Genomic DNA, 14,646 nt, shown 5'->3' on the forward strand with positions numbered 1-14,646 from the left:
CGAGGACCGGTGGGGGCGTTACCGACGAGGAGATAACGGCGCTATGCCGAAGAACAAGACGCACAGCGGTTCCAAGAAGCGCTTCAAGATCACCGGCTCCGGCAAGGTGCTCCGTGAGCGCGCCGGCAAGCGCCACCTGCTCGAACACAAGTCGTCCCGTGTCACCCGCCGCCTGACCGGCACCGCGGAGATGGCCCCCGGCGACGCCGCGAAGATCAAGAAGCTTCTCGGCAAGTGACGTCCGCCGCTCCCTTCCGGGAGCGGGACGTCAAGACCGGGACCCCATCGAATTCGGGTCGTGTGAAGACAACCACGGCCCCGCTACAAGGAGTTAAAAAGTGGCACGCGTCAAGCGGGCAGTAAACGCCCACAAGAAGCGCCGGGCGATCCTCGAAGCGGCCTCCGGCTACCGCGGTCAGCGTTCGCGCCTGTACCGCAAGGCCAAGGAGCAGGTCACCCACTCGCTGGTCTACAACTTCAACGACCGCAAGAAGCGCAAGGGCGACTTCCGTCAGCTGTGGATCCAGCGCATCAACGCCGCTGCCCGCCAGAACGGCATGACGTACAACCGCCTCATCCAGGGTCTGAAGGCCGCCAACATCGAGGTGGACCGCAAGATCCTCGCGGAGCTGGCCGTCAACGACGCCAACGCGTTCGCCGCCCTCGTCGAGGTCGCGCAGAAGGCCCTCCCGGCCGACGTCAACGCGCCGAAGGCCGCTGCCTAAAGCCCCGCCGGCCGCGTCACGCGGCCGGCAACCGCGGACCCGCAGGCTTCACGCCTGCGGGTCCGCGTGCTTTCCCCGCCCGGACCCCGTAGAGAGAACCGCTGAGACCCATGGGCTACCCCGACGAGCTGATCTCCCCCCGATCCCCGCGGGTGGCCGCAGCCAGGCGCCTGGCGCGGCGCAACTTCCGCACCAAGGAGCGCCGGTTCATCGCCGAGGGCCCGCAGGCCGTACGCGAGGCCGTCGAGCACCGCGGCGCCCAGGGGCCGACCCTGATCGAGCTGTTCGTCACCGTCGAGGCCGCCGAGCGCTACGCCGACATCGTCGAGGCCGCGCTGCTCTCCGGGGCCCGCGTGCACCACGCCTCCGACGAGGTCCTCGCTGAGGTGTCCCAGACCGTCACCCCGCAGGGGCTCGTCGGCGTCTGCCACTTCCTCGACTCGCCGTTCGAGGAGATCCTCAAGGCCGGGCCCAAGCTGGTCGCCGTCCTCGCGCACGTCCGTGATCCCGGCAACGCCGGTACCGTCCTGCGCTGCGCCGACGCCGCCGGAGCCGACGCGGTGGTCCTCACCGACGCCTCCGTGGACCTGTACAACCCCAAGTCCGTGCGGGCCTCCGTCGGCTCCCTCTTCCACCTCCCGGTCGCGGTCGGCGTACCCGTCGACCAGGCCGTGGACGGGTTGCGGGCGACCGGCGTACGCATCCTCGCGGCCGACGGGGCCGGCGAGGACGACCTCGACGCCGAACTGGACGCCGGCACCATGGGCGGCCCCTCGGCCTGGGTGTTCGGCAACGAGGCCTGGGGTCTGCCCGAGGAGACCCGCGCGCTTGCGGACGCCGTCGTGCGGGTACCGATCCACGGCAAGGCGGAGAGCCTGAACCTCGCGACTGCCGCCGCCGTGTGTCTCTACGCGTCCGCGCGAGCACAGCGGGCGCCCGGAGGGTGCCGCTCCGTGACCCCCAGCTAGTAATGTGACGGCCCGGGGGCCCACTGCGGTACTCGGAAATGTGGGGTACGGGGACATGACCGTCGGTACGAACAGCCTGCCGGGAGCCGCGGCCGGGGCCGGGCAGCGGCCCGGGGACGCCCCCGGGGTGCCCGGCCCGGCAGCCGCCGTCCCCGCCGGCCTGCCCGGCGTACCGCACCAGTCGGGCGCCCCCGGCGCCGGTGCCGGCACGGGTTTCGGCCTCGACCCCGACGACCTGCCCGACGGGCTCGTCGTCGCCGACCACGCGGGCCGGGTCATCTGCTTCAACCGGGCCGCCGGCCGGATGACCGCCACCGACCCCCGTCAGGCCCTGGGCAGCCGCATCGACCGCGCGCTGCCCCTGGAGGACCTCGAAGGCCGCCGCTGGTGGGCCCTGACCGATCCCTACGGAGGCCTCGCCACCCGGCGCGGACAGCCCGAGCGCAACCTCCTGCTGCCCGGCGGCCGCGAGGTGCTGGTGTCCGCCCGGTACGTGCGCACCCACCCCACCGGCCCGCTCTGCCGCCTCGTGGTCACGCTGAGGGGCACCGAGGCCCGCCGCCGCACCGAACGCAGTCACGCCGAGCTGATCGCGACCGTCGCCCACGAGCTGCGCTCGCCGCTGACCTCCGTGAAGGGGTTCACCGCGACCCTGCTCGCCAAGTGGGAGCGGTTCACCGACGACCAGAAGCGGCTCATGCTGGAGACCGTCGACGCCGACGCCAACCGCGTTACCCGGCTGATCGCCGAACTCCTGGACATCTCCCGCATCGACTCCGGCCGGCTGGAGGTCCGCCGGCAGCCGGTGGACATCGCCGCCGCCGTGGGTCGGCACGTCCAGGCCCTCACCGCGAACGGTCAGGCCCCCGAGCGGTTCCTCGTCCGGGTCTGCCGGCCCCTGCCCGACCTGTGGGCCGATCCCGACAAGATCGACCAGATCCTCGGCAACCTGCTCGAAAATGCGGTGCGCCACGGTGACGGAACGGTCACCATCGACGTGTCGCCCCACGAGAAGGGAACCGCCGTCACCGTGACCGACGAAGGCCCCGGGATCCCCGAGGAGTCGATGGGCCGCGTGTTCACCCGTTTCTGGCGGGGGAGCAAGCGCGGCGGCACCGGCCTGGGCCTGTACATCGTCAAGGGCATCGTGGAGGCCCACGGCGGCACCATCACCGTCGGCCGGGGACCCGGTGGCGGCGCCCGGTTCCGATTTATCCTGCCCGTCGCCGCACCGGCCTACCTCACGCAGTAACACCGCGCGGGATCTCGCCAGGCGGCCCACGGGCGCCCCACACCCCCGACGACCTTTAGACTCGTCCTTTGGCACCTTTGTGTCCACGTGCCGATCGCGGCGAGACGTTTCGATCGAGTCGTGCGGGGACCACCAGCCAGCCATCGGAAGTACGGGAAGAGATGTCGGCACCGAACAAGTCGTACGACCCTGTCGAGGTCGAGGCACTGAAACCGGAAGAGATCGAGCGCATGCGGGACGAGGCGCTCGCCGCCTTCGCGTCCGCCGGCGACCTCGACGAGCTCCGCGAGGCGAAGACCGCGCACATGGGCGACCGCTCGCCCCTGGCGCTCGCCAACCGCGAGATCGGCGCCCTGCCGCCCCAGGCCAAGGCCGAGGCGGGCAAGCGCGTCGGTCAGGCCCGCGGCGCCGTGAACAAGGCCTTCGGGGCCCGCACGGTGGAGCTGGAGGCCGAGCGCGACGAGCGGGTACTGGTCGAGGAGGCGGTGGACGTCACGCTGCCCCACGACCGGGTCCCCGCCGGCGCCCGTCACCCCCTGACCACGCTGATGGACCGCATCGCGGACATCTTCGTGGCCATGGGCTACGAGGTCGCCGAAGGTCCCGAGGTCGAGGCGGAGTGGTTCAACTTCGACGCCCTCAACTTCACGCCCGACCACCCGGCGCGCCAGATGCAGGACACCTTCTTCGTCCGGGGGCCGGAAGGCACCGAGGGCGACGAGTCGGGCGTCGTGCTGCGCACCCACACCTCCCCGGTGCAGGCGCGCTCGCTGCTGGAGCGCAAGCCCCCCGTCTACATCGTCTGCCCCGGCCGGGTGTACCGGACGGACGAGCTCGACGCGACGCACACCCCGGTCTTCCACCAGGTCGAGCTGCTCGCCGTCGACGAGGGCCTGACCATGGCGGACCTCAAGGGCACCATGGACCACATGGTCCAGGAGCTGTTCGGCGAGGGCACCACCACGCGCCTGCGCCCGCACTTCTTCCCCTTCACCGAGCCGTCCGCCGAGATGGACATGCAGTGCTACGTGTGCCGCGGCGAATCGGTGGGCAACCCCGACCGCCCCTGCCGCACCTGCTCCAGCGAGGGCTGGATCGAGCTCGGCGGCTGCGGCATGGTCAACCCCAAGGTGCTGACCGCCTGCGGCGTGGATCCCGAGAAGTACAGCGGGTTCGCCTTCGGGTTCGGCATCGAGCGGATGCTGATGTTCCGTCACAACGTTGAAGACATGCGAGACATGGTCGAGGGTGACGTTCGCTTCACCCGGCCGTTCGGGAGTGAGATCTGATGCGCGTCCCGCTTTCCTGGCTGCGGGAGTACGTCGACCTCCCCGCGGGTGAAACCGGCCGCGACGTGGCCGCCAAGCTCGTCGACGCCGGCCTTGAGGTCGAGACCGTCGAGCAGCTCGGCGGCGGCCTCAAGGGCCCCCTCGTCGTCGGCAAGGTGCTGACCATCGAGGAGCTCGAAGGCTTCCGCAAGCCGATCCGGTTCTGCACCGTCGACGTCGGCTCGGCCAACGGCACCGGTGAACCGCAGGAGATCGTCTGCGGTGCCCGGAACTTCGCCGTCGGCGACAAGGTCGTCGTGGTCCTGCCCGGCGCCGTCCTGCCCGGGGACTTCGCGATCGCCTCGCGCAAGACCTACGGCAAGACCTCGCACGGCATGATCTGCTCCGGCGAAGAGCTCGGCATGGGCGACGACGGCACGCACGGCATCATCGTGCTGCCGCCCGAGTACGAGGTCGGCACCGACGCGATCGAGCTGCTCCAGCTCGTCGACGAGGTCCTCGACATCGACATCACCCCGGACCGCGGCTACTGCATGTCGATGCGCGGTGTGGCCCGCGAGGCCGCCACCGCCTACGGCCTGCCGCTGCGCGACCCGGCGCTGATCGACGTCCCGGCGCCCAACTCCTACGGCTACCTGGTCAAGATCGACGACCCGGCCGGCTGCGACCGCTTCACCGCCCGCACGGTGACCGGCCTCGACCCCGAGGCCCGGTCCCCGATCTGGCTCACGCGCCGCCTCCAGAAGGCGGGCATGCGGCCGATCTCGCTGGCCGTCGACGTCACCAACTACGTGATGCTGGAGCTCGGCCAGCCGCTCCACGCCTACGACCGCTCCCGTCTCGACGGCGCCATCGGCGTCCGCCGCGCGGAGCAGGGCGAGAAGTTCACCACCCTCGACGGCGTCAAGCGCACCCTCGACGCCGAGGACCTGGTGATCACCGACAACAGCGGCCCGATCGGGCTCGCCGGTGTCATGGGCGGCGCCAACACCGAGATCGCCGACTCCGTCACCGACCCCGGGACCGGGCAGGTCACGGGCACCACGGACGTCGTCATCGAGGCCGCGCACTTCGACTCCATCGCGATCTCGCGCACCGCCCGCCGCATGAAGCTCTCCTCGGAGGCCTCCAAGCGGTTCGAGCGGGGCGTCGACCCGCAGGCCGCCGCCGCGGCCGCCCAGCGCACCGTCGACCTGCTCGTGCTGCTCGCGGGCGGCACCGCCGAGGCCGGGGTCACCGAGCTCACCGCCCCGGGCGCCCCGCGCACCGTCGCGATGCGCGCCGACCACCCCGACCGCGTGGCGGGCATGGACTACGGCCGCGAGACCGTCGTCCGCCGCCTCCAGGAGATCGGCTGCGACGTCTACGGCCAGGACGAGCTCGTCGTGACCGTCCCCTCGTGGCGGCCCGACCTCGCCGAGCCCAACGACCTCGCCGAGGAGGTCATCCGCCTGGAGGGCTACGGGAACCTCCCGTCCACCCTCCCGCAGGTGCCCTCCGGTCGCGGTCTGACCGCACGGCAGCAGCTGCACCGCCGGGTCGGCCGCGCGCTGGCCGGCTCCGGCTACGTCGAGGCGCTGAGCTACCCGTTCATCGGCGAGCAGGTCTTCGACCAGCTCCAGCTCCCGGCCCACGACGCCTCCCGTCAGGTCGTCAAGCTCGTCAACCCGATCTCCGATGAGGAGCCGGCGCTGCGCACCACGCTGCTGCCGGGTCTGCTCGGAGCGCTGCGCCGCAACGACAGCCGCGGCAGCCACGACCTCGCGCTCTTCGAGACCGGCTCGGTCTTCCGGGCCGCCGCGCAGCCGGGTGTCGCCGTACGGCTGCCCGTCGACCGGCGTCCCACCGACGAGGAGATCGAGACCCTGAACGCGGCCCTGCCCGCGCAGCCGCGGTACGCCGCGGTCGTGCTGGCCGGTGGCCGTGAACAGGCCGGCTGGTGGGGCAAGGGCCGTCCGGCCGACTGGGCGGACGCGGTCCAGGCCGCCCGCGTGCTGGCCGTCGAGGCGGGCACCGAACTGGTCGTCCGTCAGGGGCAGTACGGTCCGTGGCACCCCGGCCGGTGCGCCGAGCTCGTCGTCACCCTCGACGGGGTGGAGACGGTCATCGGCCACGCCGGTGAGCTGCACCCCCGCGTGGTCAAGGCGATGGGCCTGCCGGCCCGCACCAGCGCGATGGAGCTCGACCTCGACCGTCTCGCGGCGGCCGGCGGCGAGGCCCTGCGGGCGCCGCGGATCTCCACCTTCCCGGTGGCGACCCAGGACGTCGCGCTGATCGTCGACGCCTCCGTGCCCGCCGCCTCCGTGGAGGCGGCGCTGCGCAAGGGCGCGGGTGAACTCCTGGAGTCCCTGCGGCTGTTCGACGTCTTCACCGGTGAGCAGGTGGGTGAGGGCAAGAAGTCCCTGGCCTACGCGCTGCGCTTCCGCGCGACCGACCGCACGCTGACGGCCGAGGAGTCCACGGCCGCCCGCGACGCGGCGGTGGCGCTGGCGACGGAACGGACCGGAGCGGTGCTGCGCGGCGCGTGATCGCGCCGCCGTAGGAAAGAGCAGGTCGGGAGGGGCGTGTCCGGAGCACCGGATGCGCCCCTCCCGCCATTTCGAGGGTGCGAAGCCCCATCTCACTCGTTCGGGTGAGAAGCCCGGGGGCCCGAGTCCGGTACGTCCGGAGGTCGAAACAATCGTTGCGGCCGGCGAGCCGGAGGGGAGCGACCAACGGATGATCACGCGCGGGCGGACGCCCCCGGCGGGCCGGGCGGGAGTCGCGGCCCGGGCGGGGCGGGAGTCGCGGCCCGGGCGGGGCGCCGCCGGGGCGACGTCGGCGGCGGGTTGTCCGCCCGATGGCCGACGACCTCGTCCGACCGACCCGGTCGTACCCCATCGCACCGGCGGTCCCGGGCCGTGGCCCCGGTCCGCTCCGATCCGGGCCGGTGGTGCCGCCTTCGCGTCCGTGGTGCCGCTCCGCACCGGGCCGGTGGACGGGCCCGGTGCGGATACGGCCCGGCCGGCGGGGCCCGGCGACCAACCGGGCCCTCGACAGCCGTGGCGCGCCGCCCGCCTGCCATGGAGTGTCGGGCAGACAGCAAGGCGGGCGGCGCGGTGCCGGGTCGTCGCACTGTACGAGGGGGAGCCGACGACCCGAGCGGCCTCATTGGCGAGGCTCTTCAGTGAAGCGCGTCGGGCCCCCTCCGCGGCAGGGTGCGGATCGCATTTATGCGCGTACTCGATTCGCACCCCGTGTGAATCGGGCGTACTGCCCCTCCGGTGAAGTGCCCACCCGCTAGCCTGAATTCCGACGAGCCCCTGGAGGGCCCATGCAGCCCAACGCCCTGCTCGACGCCCTCCTCGCCGAGGCGGGCATGTCCCACGCCGGACTCGCCGCGCACGTCAACCAGGCGGGCCGGACCCGAGGTCTCGCGCTGCGGTACGAACACACCGCGGTGTCGCGGTGGTTGAAGGGCCAGCGGCCGCGCGGCCAGGTGCCCGACCTGATCTGCGAGGTCCTCGGGGGGCGCCTGCACCGCCCCGTGGCCCTGGACGACATCGGGCTCGGCGTGCCCGGCCTGCCCGCCCCGCACACGACCCGGCTCAGCGGGTTCGTCGACCGGGCCACCGCGCTGTGGCGCTCCGACGAGGCGGCCCGGCCCGGGCAGCTCACCGCGGAGGCGGTCACCGGGACCCACGCCGTGATCCCGGTGTGGGAGTGGGAGAACCCGCCGGAGGACGCGGACGTCTCCCGTGAGGGGCCGCACCGGATCGGGCCCGAGCACATCGAGATCCTGCGGGCCGCCCGCGCGCACTACGAGTTGATGTACCGGCGGGCCGGCGGTGTCGCCACCCGGGACCGGATCGTGCGCTTCCTCGGCAATGAGACGGCCCCGATGCTGCGCGGCAGTTATCCCGACCCGGTCGGACGCCCGCTGTACCGGGCCGCCGGCTCCCTGGTGGCGGTGGCGGGGATCTGCGCGTACGACTCCGACGCCCACGGGCTCGCCCAGCGCTACTTCCACCAGGCGCTGCGACTCGCCAAGGCCAGCGGGGACCGCGGGCTCGGCGCGTACGTGATCGCCCTGCTGGTCAACCAGTCCCTGCACCTGCGGGACCACCGGCAGGCCGTCGCCTTCGCCGAGGCCGCGCTGCGGGCCGCCGGCCGGCACACCACCCCGGCCCTGGCCGCCGACCTGCACGCGATGCAGGCCAAGGCGTACGCCCAACTCGGCGAGACGGCGGCGGCGTTGTCCTGCATCCGGCGCGCCGAGTCCGCGGCGGGGCGGATCCGGGCCGGTGCCGAGCCCGACGAGACCGGGTACGTGCAGCCCGGACTGGTGAACGTACAGGTCGCCGAGGCACTGCTGGGCCTCGGCGATCTGCGGGCGGCGCACGCCCAGGCCGTCGAGGCCGTGGGCACCCCGGCGCACGACCGGGGTCGTGTGCACCGGCTGGCGATGCTCTGCGAGATCCAGCTGCGGCAGGGGGAGGCGGACGGGGCGGTGGCGACGGCGGCCGAAATGGCCGAACGGGCCAGGGGGATGGAGTCGCTGCGCCTTCGCGATCGGCTGCGGACGGTCCGGGAACAGCTGTTGACCTGCGGCTCGGCGGGTGTGGAGGAGACCGCGCAGCTGATCGACGACGCGCTGCGCGTTCCCCTGTGAGTGCGTGAGCTGCTGCGATGTTGTCACCAACGGAACCGGAAGGTGGCAATACCGTGCAGTGGAGGAACTTGAGTGAGCAGACCGTGTACAAGAACCGCTGGTTCGACGTGAACCTCGCCGACGTGGAACTCCCCGACGGCCGGCACCTGGACCACTTCGTCATCAGGCTGCGGCCGGTCGCCGTCGCCACCGCCGTCAACGAGGCCAACGAGGTGCTGCTGCTGTGGCGGCACCGGTTCATCACCGACAGCTGGGGCTGGGAACTCCCCGCCGGGGTCGTCGAGGACGGGGAGGACATCGCGTCGGCTGCGGCCCGGGAGATGGAGGAGGAGTCGGGCTGGCGACCGGGCCCGCTGCACCACCTGATGACCGTCGAGCCGTCCAACGGCCTGACGGACGCCCGACACCACCTCTACTGGGCCGACGGCGCGACCTGGACCGGGCACCCGCAGGACGCGTTCGAGTCCTCGCGCCGCGAGTGGGTCCCGCTCAAGCTGGTGCCGGACATGATCGCGCGCGGGGAGATCCCGGCCGCCAACATGGCGGCCGGGCTGCTCCTGCTGCACCACCTGCGGCTCGGTCGCCCGTAGCCACCGGCCGCCGGGGGCATCCGTGCACGGCGGCCGGCACCGGCCGCGGCCCCGCGCGGCTCAGCCGTACGGGTAGAAGCCCGAGCCGGTCTTGCGGCCGAGACGGCCGGCGTCGACCATCCGCTGGAGCAGCGGGGGAGCGGCGTACAGCGGCTCCTTGTACTCGGCGTACATGGAGTCGGCGATCGAGGCGATGGTGTCCAGGCCGATCAGGTCGGACAGCTTGAGCGGGCCCATCGGGTGGGCGCAGCCCAGCTCCATGCCGTTGTCGATGTCCTCACGGCTCGCGATGCCGGACTCGAACATCCGGATCGCGGACAGCAGGTACGGCACGAGCAGCGCGTTGACGACGAAACCGGAACGGTCCTGGGCGCGGACCGCGTGCTTGCCGAGCACGTCCCGCACCAGGGTCTCGGCCCGCTTGACCGTCTCCTCGGAGGTGGTCAGGGCCGGGATCAGCTCGACGAGCTTCTGCACCGGGGCCGGGTTGAAGAAGTGGATGCCGATGACCTGGTCCGGACGCGAGGTCGCGACGGCCAGCTTCACCAGCGGGATGGAGGAGGTGTTGGAGGCGAGGATCGCGTCCGGCCGGGTGATCACCTGGTCGAGGACCTGGAAGATCTCCGTCTTGACCTGTTCGTTCTCGACGACCGCCTCGATGACGAGGTCCCGGTCGGCGAACTCGCCGAGGTCCGTGGTGAAGCTGAGGCGGGCCAGGGTGGCGTCCCGCTCCTCCTCGCTGATCTTGCCGCGTTCGGCGGCCTTGGTCAGGGAGTTGTGCAGCCTGGTCCGCCCGATCTCCAGCGCCTCGCCGGTGGTCTCGGCGACCATCACCTCAAGACCGCTGCGGGCGCACACCTCGGCGATGCCCGCGCCCATCTGGCCACAGCCCACCACGCCGACCCGGGTGATGTCGGTCGGGAGGGTAGAGAGGTCCGTCACGTCGTGCCTTTCGCTGCTCATCCATCGCGGGTCCCCCGTACTCGACAGTGGTAACTGCGTTCCGACGCCCGCCACGCCCCCCGACGTTACCCCCGACGTTGAGCTCCGTGGCGGGCCGGGGCGGGCATGCTGGGCGCACGCAACGCATTGTCACGGAACGGAACGGAGTCGTCACATGACGTACATCGGACGGCGGCAGCTGCTGGCCGGAGCGGCGGGTGCGCTGGCCTTCACGGCGGCGGCCGGCCCCGCGGCCGCGCTGGGCGGGGGCGCGGCGCCGGGGGCGCGGCCGGCGGGGGATCGGGCGGCGACCCGGGGGCCCGCCCGGGAGTTCCGCGGCATGTGGATCGCGTCCGTGGAGAACGTGGACTGGCCCTCCAGGAGCGGTCTGCCGGCCGCGACGCAGCGCGCCGAACTGCTCTCGCTGCTGGACACCGCCGTCGAACGCCGACTGAACGCCGTCATCCTCCAGGTCAGGCCCGCGGCCGACGCCCTGTGGCCCTCGACCCGGGAGCCCTGGTCGCAGTGGCTGACCGGGCAGCAGGGGCGCGACCCGGGCTGGGACCCGCTGGGCACGGCGGTCACCGAGGCGCACGCGCGCGGCCTGGAGCTGCACGCCTGGTTCAATCCGTTCCGGGTCGCCAACCACACCGACCGCGGCCGGCTGGTCGCCACGCACCCCGCGCGCCGAAACCCCGGCTGGACCGTTCCGTACGGCGGCAAGCTCTACTACGACCCCGGACTGCCGGAGGTGCGCGAGTTCGTGCAGCGGGCGATGCTCGACGCCGTCGAGCGCTACCCGGTGGACGGGGTGCACTGGGACGACTACTTCTACCCGTATCCCGTCACGGGGCAGTACTTCGACGACGACGCGACCTTCGAGGAGTACGGCTCCGCCTTCGCCTCGCGCGCCGACTGGCGCCGGAACAACATCGACACCCTCGTGGGGGAGATGTCGCGGAGGCTGCCCGCGGTGCGTCCCGCCGCGCGGTTCGGGGTCAGCCCCTTCGCGGTCTGGCGCAACTCCGATCGCGATCCCCTGGGCTCGGCGACGCGGGCGGGCGTGGCGACGTACGACGACCTGTACGCGGACACCCGCAAGTGGGTCACCGAGGGCTGGGTCCACTACATCGCGCCGCAGGCGTACTGGCACATCGGCCACCCGAGCGCCGACTACGCCGCCCTCGTGCCCTGGTGGGCGGACACCGTGCGGGGCACCGGGGTCGACCTGTACGTGGGGGAGGCGCTGTACCGCTGCGACGCCCGCAGCAGCACGCCCGCCTGGCGGGACCCCGCGGAGCTGTCACGGCACGTCCGGTTGGCCCGGGACCACGCGGAGGTCCGCGGTCACGTCTACTTCTCGGCGAAGCAGGTGGCCGCGGACCCGAACGGGGCGATGTCCAGGGTCGTCGCCGACCACTACCCCACGGCCGTGCCGCCGCGCTGAACCCGGGCCGCCCGTCAGTGGGCGGGGTCGGCGGGGTGCCGGACCACGCAGTCGGGTCCGGGAGCCATGAGTGCTTCGTGCCCGTCCTGGAAGCGGACCCGGTAGGGCGGGGTTCCGTTCTCCCCCAGGATCTGGGTGATCTCGCCGACCTTGTCGTTCTGCCCGACCACCCTGCCGTGCTGCACGATCTGGTCGCCCTCGGTGGCGTGCATGGTGAACCTCCTCGACGGTGGTCCGATCCGATCCGGTGATAGCAGTTTAGGTCGGTTCGCCGCTATTTGACCCGCTGAGTCGCGGTGATGCAGACCAGTACGGCGCACGCGGCCAGCGGGGTGGCGGGGGACAGTTCCTCGCCCAGCAGGACCACCGACCAGAACAGGGTCAGCAGGGGCTGGGCGAGCTGGAGCTGGCTGGCGCGGGGGGCGCCGATCGCGGCCATGCCGCGGTACCAGACGTACAGCCCGAGGAAGGTCGATCCGGCCGCCGCCCAGACGAGCCCGACCAGGCCGTGGCCGGTGAGGTGCACCGGCTCGTACGCGAGACCGAGGACGGAACCGGCCGCGCTGAGCGGCAGGCACAGCACCAGGGCCCAGCCGATCACCTGCCAGCCCGGCAGTGTCCGCGCGACCCGGGCGCCCTCGGTGTACCCGGCGGCGCACACCAGCAGCGCCCCGAACAGGTAGGCGTCCCCGGTCGAGACGCTGCCGCCGCTCTGGGCGAGGGTGAAGCCGAGCACGATCGCGGCGCCGGCGACGGCCGCCGCCCAGAACCGTCGAGAGGGGCGCGCGCCGGTGCGCAGGGCGGACAGCGCGGCGGTGGTGAGCGGCAGCAGCCCGACGACGACGGCCGCGTGCGAGGTGGTCGAGGTCTGCAGGGCCAGGGTGGTCAGCAGGGGGAAGCCCACGACCACACCGCCCGCCACGACGGCGAGTCCGGCCCAGTGCTCACGGGCGGGCGGTCGGACCCGGCCCGCCAGCAGGAAGACGCCGGCGATGGCCGCGGCGAGGAGACTGCGCAGCGCGACGAGGGACCAGGGGCCGAAGCTCTCCAGGCCCCATGCGGTGGCGGGGAAGGTCAGCGAGAACGCGACGACTCCGAGCAGGGCGAGCAGCGTGCCCGAACGGCGACCACCCGCGTCACCGGCGGTGCCGTTGCCGTCGGAGGCGCCGGTGCCGGGAGCGGAGTCAATGGCCGTGCCCGCACCGCGTCCCGCGCCTGCGCCCGCACCGCGTCCCGCGCCGGTCGCCGGAGCGGCGGTGGGCCGGACCGCTATCGAGGTGGAGCGAGTAGCGCTATTCTTTGCTGTCATGTATGAGCGTAGCAGTGTCGCGGAACTCGCGGATTCCCTGCGGTCCGAGCTCGACCGCTATCCGATCGGTGGAAAGCTGCCGTCGAGTCGGGCGCTGGTGGAGCGCTACCGGGTCAGCCCCGTCACCGTCACCCGGGCCCTCGCCCAGCTCGCCGCCGAGGGGCTGGTCGTCACTCGACCCGGAGCCGGGGCGTTCCGGGCCCGGCCGCGTACGACGGCGCTCGCGCCGGCCGACACGTCCTGGCAGGAGGTCGCCCTCAGTGCCGAGGGGGCCGGGGACGTCGTGCCGCGTTCCGTGGACGCCTCCGGGGTGCTGATCTCGCTCGCCGCTCCACAGCCCGGGGTCATCGAGCTCAACAGCGGCTACCTGCACCCCTCGATGCAGCCCGAGCGGGCGATGGCGGCCGCCCTGGCCCGCGCGGGGCGCCGGCCGGGGGCGTGGGGCCGCCCGCCCGTGGAGGGGCTGCCCGAGCTCCGCGACTGGTTCGCCCGGGAGATCGGCGGCGCCGCCGGGTCCGTACGCGCCGCCGACGTGCTGATCTCGGCGGGCGGGCAGAGCGCCCTCACCACCGCCCTGCGGGCGTTGGCCCCGCCCGGCAGTCCGGTGCTGGTCGAGTCGCCCACCTACCCCGGGTTGTTGGCCATCGCCCGCTCCTCGGGCTGTCGGCCCGTACCGGTGCCGGTCGACGCCGACGGGGTTCGACCGGAGCTGCTGGCCGCCGCCTTCGAAGCCACCGGCGCGCGGGTCTTCGTGTGTCAGCCGGTGTTCCAGAACCCGACCGGCGCGGTGCTCTCCGCCGCGAGGCGGCCCGAGGTGCTGCGGATCGCGCGTGCCGCCGGCGCCTTCGTGGTGGAGGACGACTACGCCCGCCACATGGCCCACGACGACAGCGGCCCGCTGCCCGCCACCCTCGCCTCGGAGGATCCGGACGCCGTGGTGGTGCACGTCCGGTCCCTCACGAAACCCACCTCGCCCAGCCTGCGGGTCGGGGCCATCGCCGCCCGCGGACCCGTGCTGGACAGGCTGCGGGCCATCCAGATCGTGGACAGCTTCTTCGTGTCCCGTCCCCTCCAGGAAGCCGCTCTCGAACTGGTCGGCTCGCCCGCCTGGCCCCGCCACCTGCGGGCGGTCGCCACCGAACTCCGCCACCGGAGGGACGTGCTCGCCGGGGCCCTGAGGCGTGATCTGCCCTCGGTCGAGCTGCCCCATCTGCCCTCCGGGGGCTACCAGTTGTGGGTCCGCCCCGGCGGGCCGGGCGACGACTCCGACTTCCAGGCGACGGCCCTGCGCGCTGGGGTCGCGGTCGCCCCGGGGCGCCCCTACTTCTGCGCCGAGCCGCCGGCCCCGTACGTCCGACTCAGCTTCTCCGGCGTCCCGGGATCCGGTGAACTCGTCGAGGCGGTGCGGCGGTTGCGGACGGCCCTGGACCGGGAGGCGGGCCGCGGGGATCAAATCGGTTGAGAGCCCCCGGA

The 14,646-nt window shown here is 72.9% G+C and carries 13 protein-coding genes; 10 read left to right on the forward strand and 3 right to left on the reverse strand.

Annotated features, from left to right (window positions below):
- Positions 1–43 precede the first annotated feature (43 nt).
- From rpmI to ACZ58N_RS26395, 8 genes are all read left to right on the forward strand, one after another.
- Positions 44–238, forward strand: a complete 195-nt coding sequence (gene rpmI / locus ACZ58N_RS26360; protein WP_030387121.1) for a 50S ribosomal protein L35 — start codon at positions 44–46, stop codon at positions 236–238.
- A 100-nt stretch (positions 239–338) separates the two neighbouring features.
- Positions 339–725, forward strand: coding sequence for a 50S ribosomal protein L20 (gene rplT / locus ACZ58N_RS26365; RefSeq protein WP_007263143.1), 387 nt, complete (start codon positions 339–341; stop codon positions 723–725).
- A gap of 110 nt (positions 726–835) precedes the next feature.
- Entirely contained in the window at positions 836–1,693 is an 858-nt protein-coding gene (locus ACZ58N_RS26370) for a TrmH family RNA methyltransferase (protein ID WP_471164512.1), read from the forward strand.
- 55 nt (positions 1,694–1,748) lie between these two features.
- Positions 1,749–2,945, forward strand: coding sequence for a sensor histidine kinase (locus ACZ58N_RS26375; protein WP_471164515.1), 1,197 nt, complete (start codon positions 1,749–1,751; stop codon positions 2,943–2,945).
- Positions 2,946–3,106: 161 nt separating this feature from the next.
- On the forward strand, positions 3,107–4,234 hold the full coding sequence (gene pheS, locus ACZ58N_RS26380; RefSeq protein ID WP_471164518.1) for a phenylalanine--tRNA ligase subunit alpha: 1,128 nt from the start codon (positions 3,107–3,109) through the stop codon (positions 4,232–4,234).
- Entirely contained in the window at positions 4,234–6,762 is a 2,529-nt protein-coding gene (gene pheT, locus ACZ58N_RS26385) for a phenylalanine--tRNA ligase subunit beta (protein ID WP_471164519.1), read from the forward strand. The genes pheS and pheT overlap by 1 nt, the downstream gene beginning before the upstream one ends.
- A gap of 785 nt (positions 6,763–7,547) precedes the next feature.
- The gene (locus ACZ58N_RS26390) at positions 7,548–8,885 is read left to right on the forward strand and encodes a transcriptional regulator (RefSeq protein WP_471164522.1); all 1,338 of its coding nucleotides are present in this window, start codon (positions 7,548–7,550) and stop codon (positions 8,883–8,885) included.
- Between the two features lie 53 nt (positions 8,886–8,938).
- Complete coding sequence (locus ACZ58N_RS26395; protein ID WP_471164524.1) at positions 8,939–9,475, forward strand: NUDIX hydrolase; 537 nt, start codon at positions 8,939–8,941, stop codon at positions 9,473–9,475.
- 60 nt (positions 9,476–9,535) lie between these two features.
- On the opposite strand, the gene ACZ58N_RS26400 is transcribed toward ACZ58N_RS26395, so the two are convergent.
- Positions 9,536–10,438, reverse strand: coding sequence for a 3-hydroxybutyryl-CoA dehydrogenase (locus tag ACZ58N_RS26400; protein WP_471164525.1), 903 nt, complete (start codon positions 10,436–10,438; stop codon positions 9,536–9,538).
- Positions 10,439–10,592: 154 nt separating this feature from the next.
- On the opposite strand from ACZ58N_RS26400, the gene ACZ58N_RS26405 reads away from it, so the two are divergent.
- Positions 10,593–11,864 (forward strand): glycoside hydrolase family 10-like protein, encoded by a 1,272-nt coding sequence (locus tag ACZ58N_RS26405; protein ID WP_471164528.1) that lies wholly within the window; start codon positions 10,593–10,595, stop codon positions 11,862–11,864.
- 14 nt (positions 11,865–11,878) lie between these two features.
- Here ACZ58N_RS26405 and ACZ58N_RS26410 read toward each other — a convergent pair whose 3' ends face one another.
- Both ACZ58N_RS26410 and ACZ58N_RS26415 read right to left on the reverse strand, forming a co-directional pair.
- The gene (locus tag ACZ58N_RS26410) at positions 11,879–12,076 is read right to left on the reverse strand and encodes a DUF1918 domain-containing protein (RefSeq protein WP_281209903.1); all 198 of its coding nucleotides are present in this window, start codon (positions 12,074–12,076) and stop codon (positions 11,879–11,881) included.
- A 62-nt stretch (positions 12,077–12,138) separates the two neighbouring features.
- Positions 12,139–13,173, reverse strand: coding sequence for a DMT family transporter (locus ACZ58N_RS26415; RefSeq protein WP_471164531.1), 1,035 nt, complete (start codon positions 13,171–13,173; stop codon positions 12,139–12,141).
- On the opposite strand from ACZ58N_RS26415, the gene ACZ58N_RS26420 reads away from it, so the two are divergent.
- A complete protein-coding gene (locus ACZ58N_RS26420; RefSeq protein WP_471164534.1) occupies positions 13,172–14,635 on the forward strand; it encodes an aminotransferase-like domain-containing protein in 1,464 nt (487 codons plus the stop codon). The two genes, ACZ58N_RS26415 and ACZ58N_RS26420, sit on opposite strands and share 2 nt — an antisense overlap.
- Positions 14,636–14,646 lie beyond the last annotated feature (11 nt).

Source organism: Streptomyces sp. NPDC040432 (genome assembly GCF_055595445.1).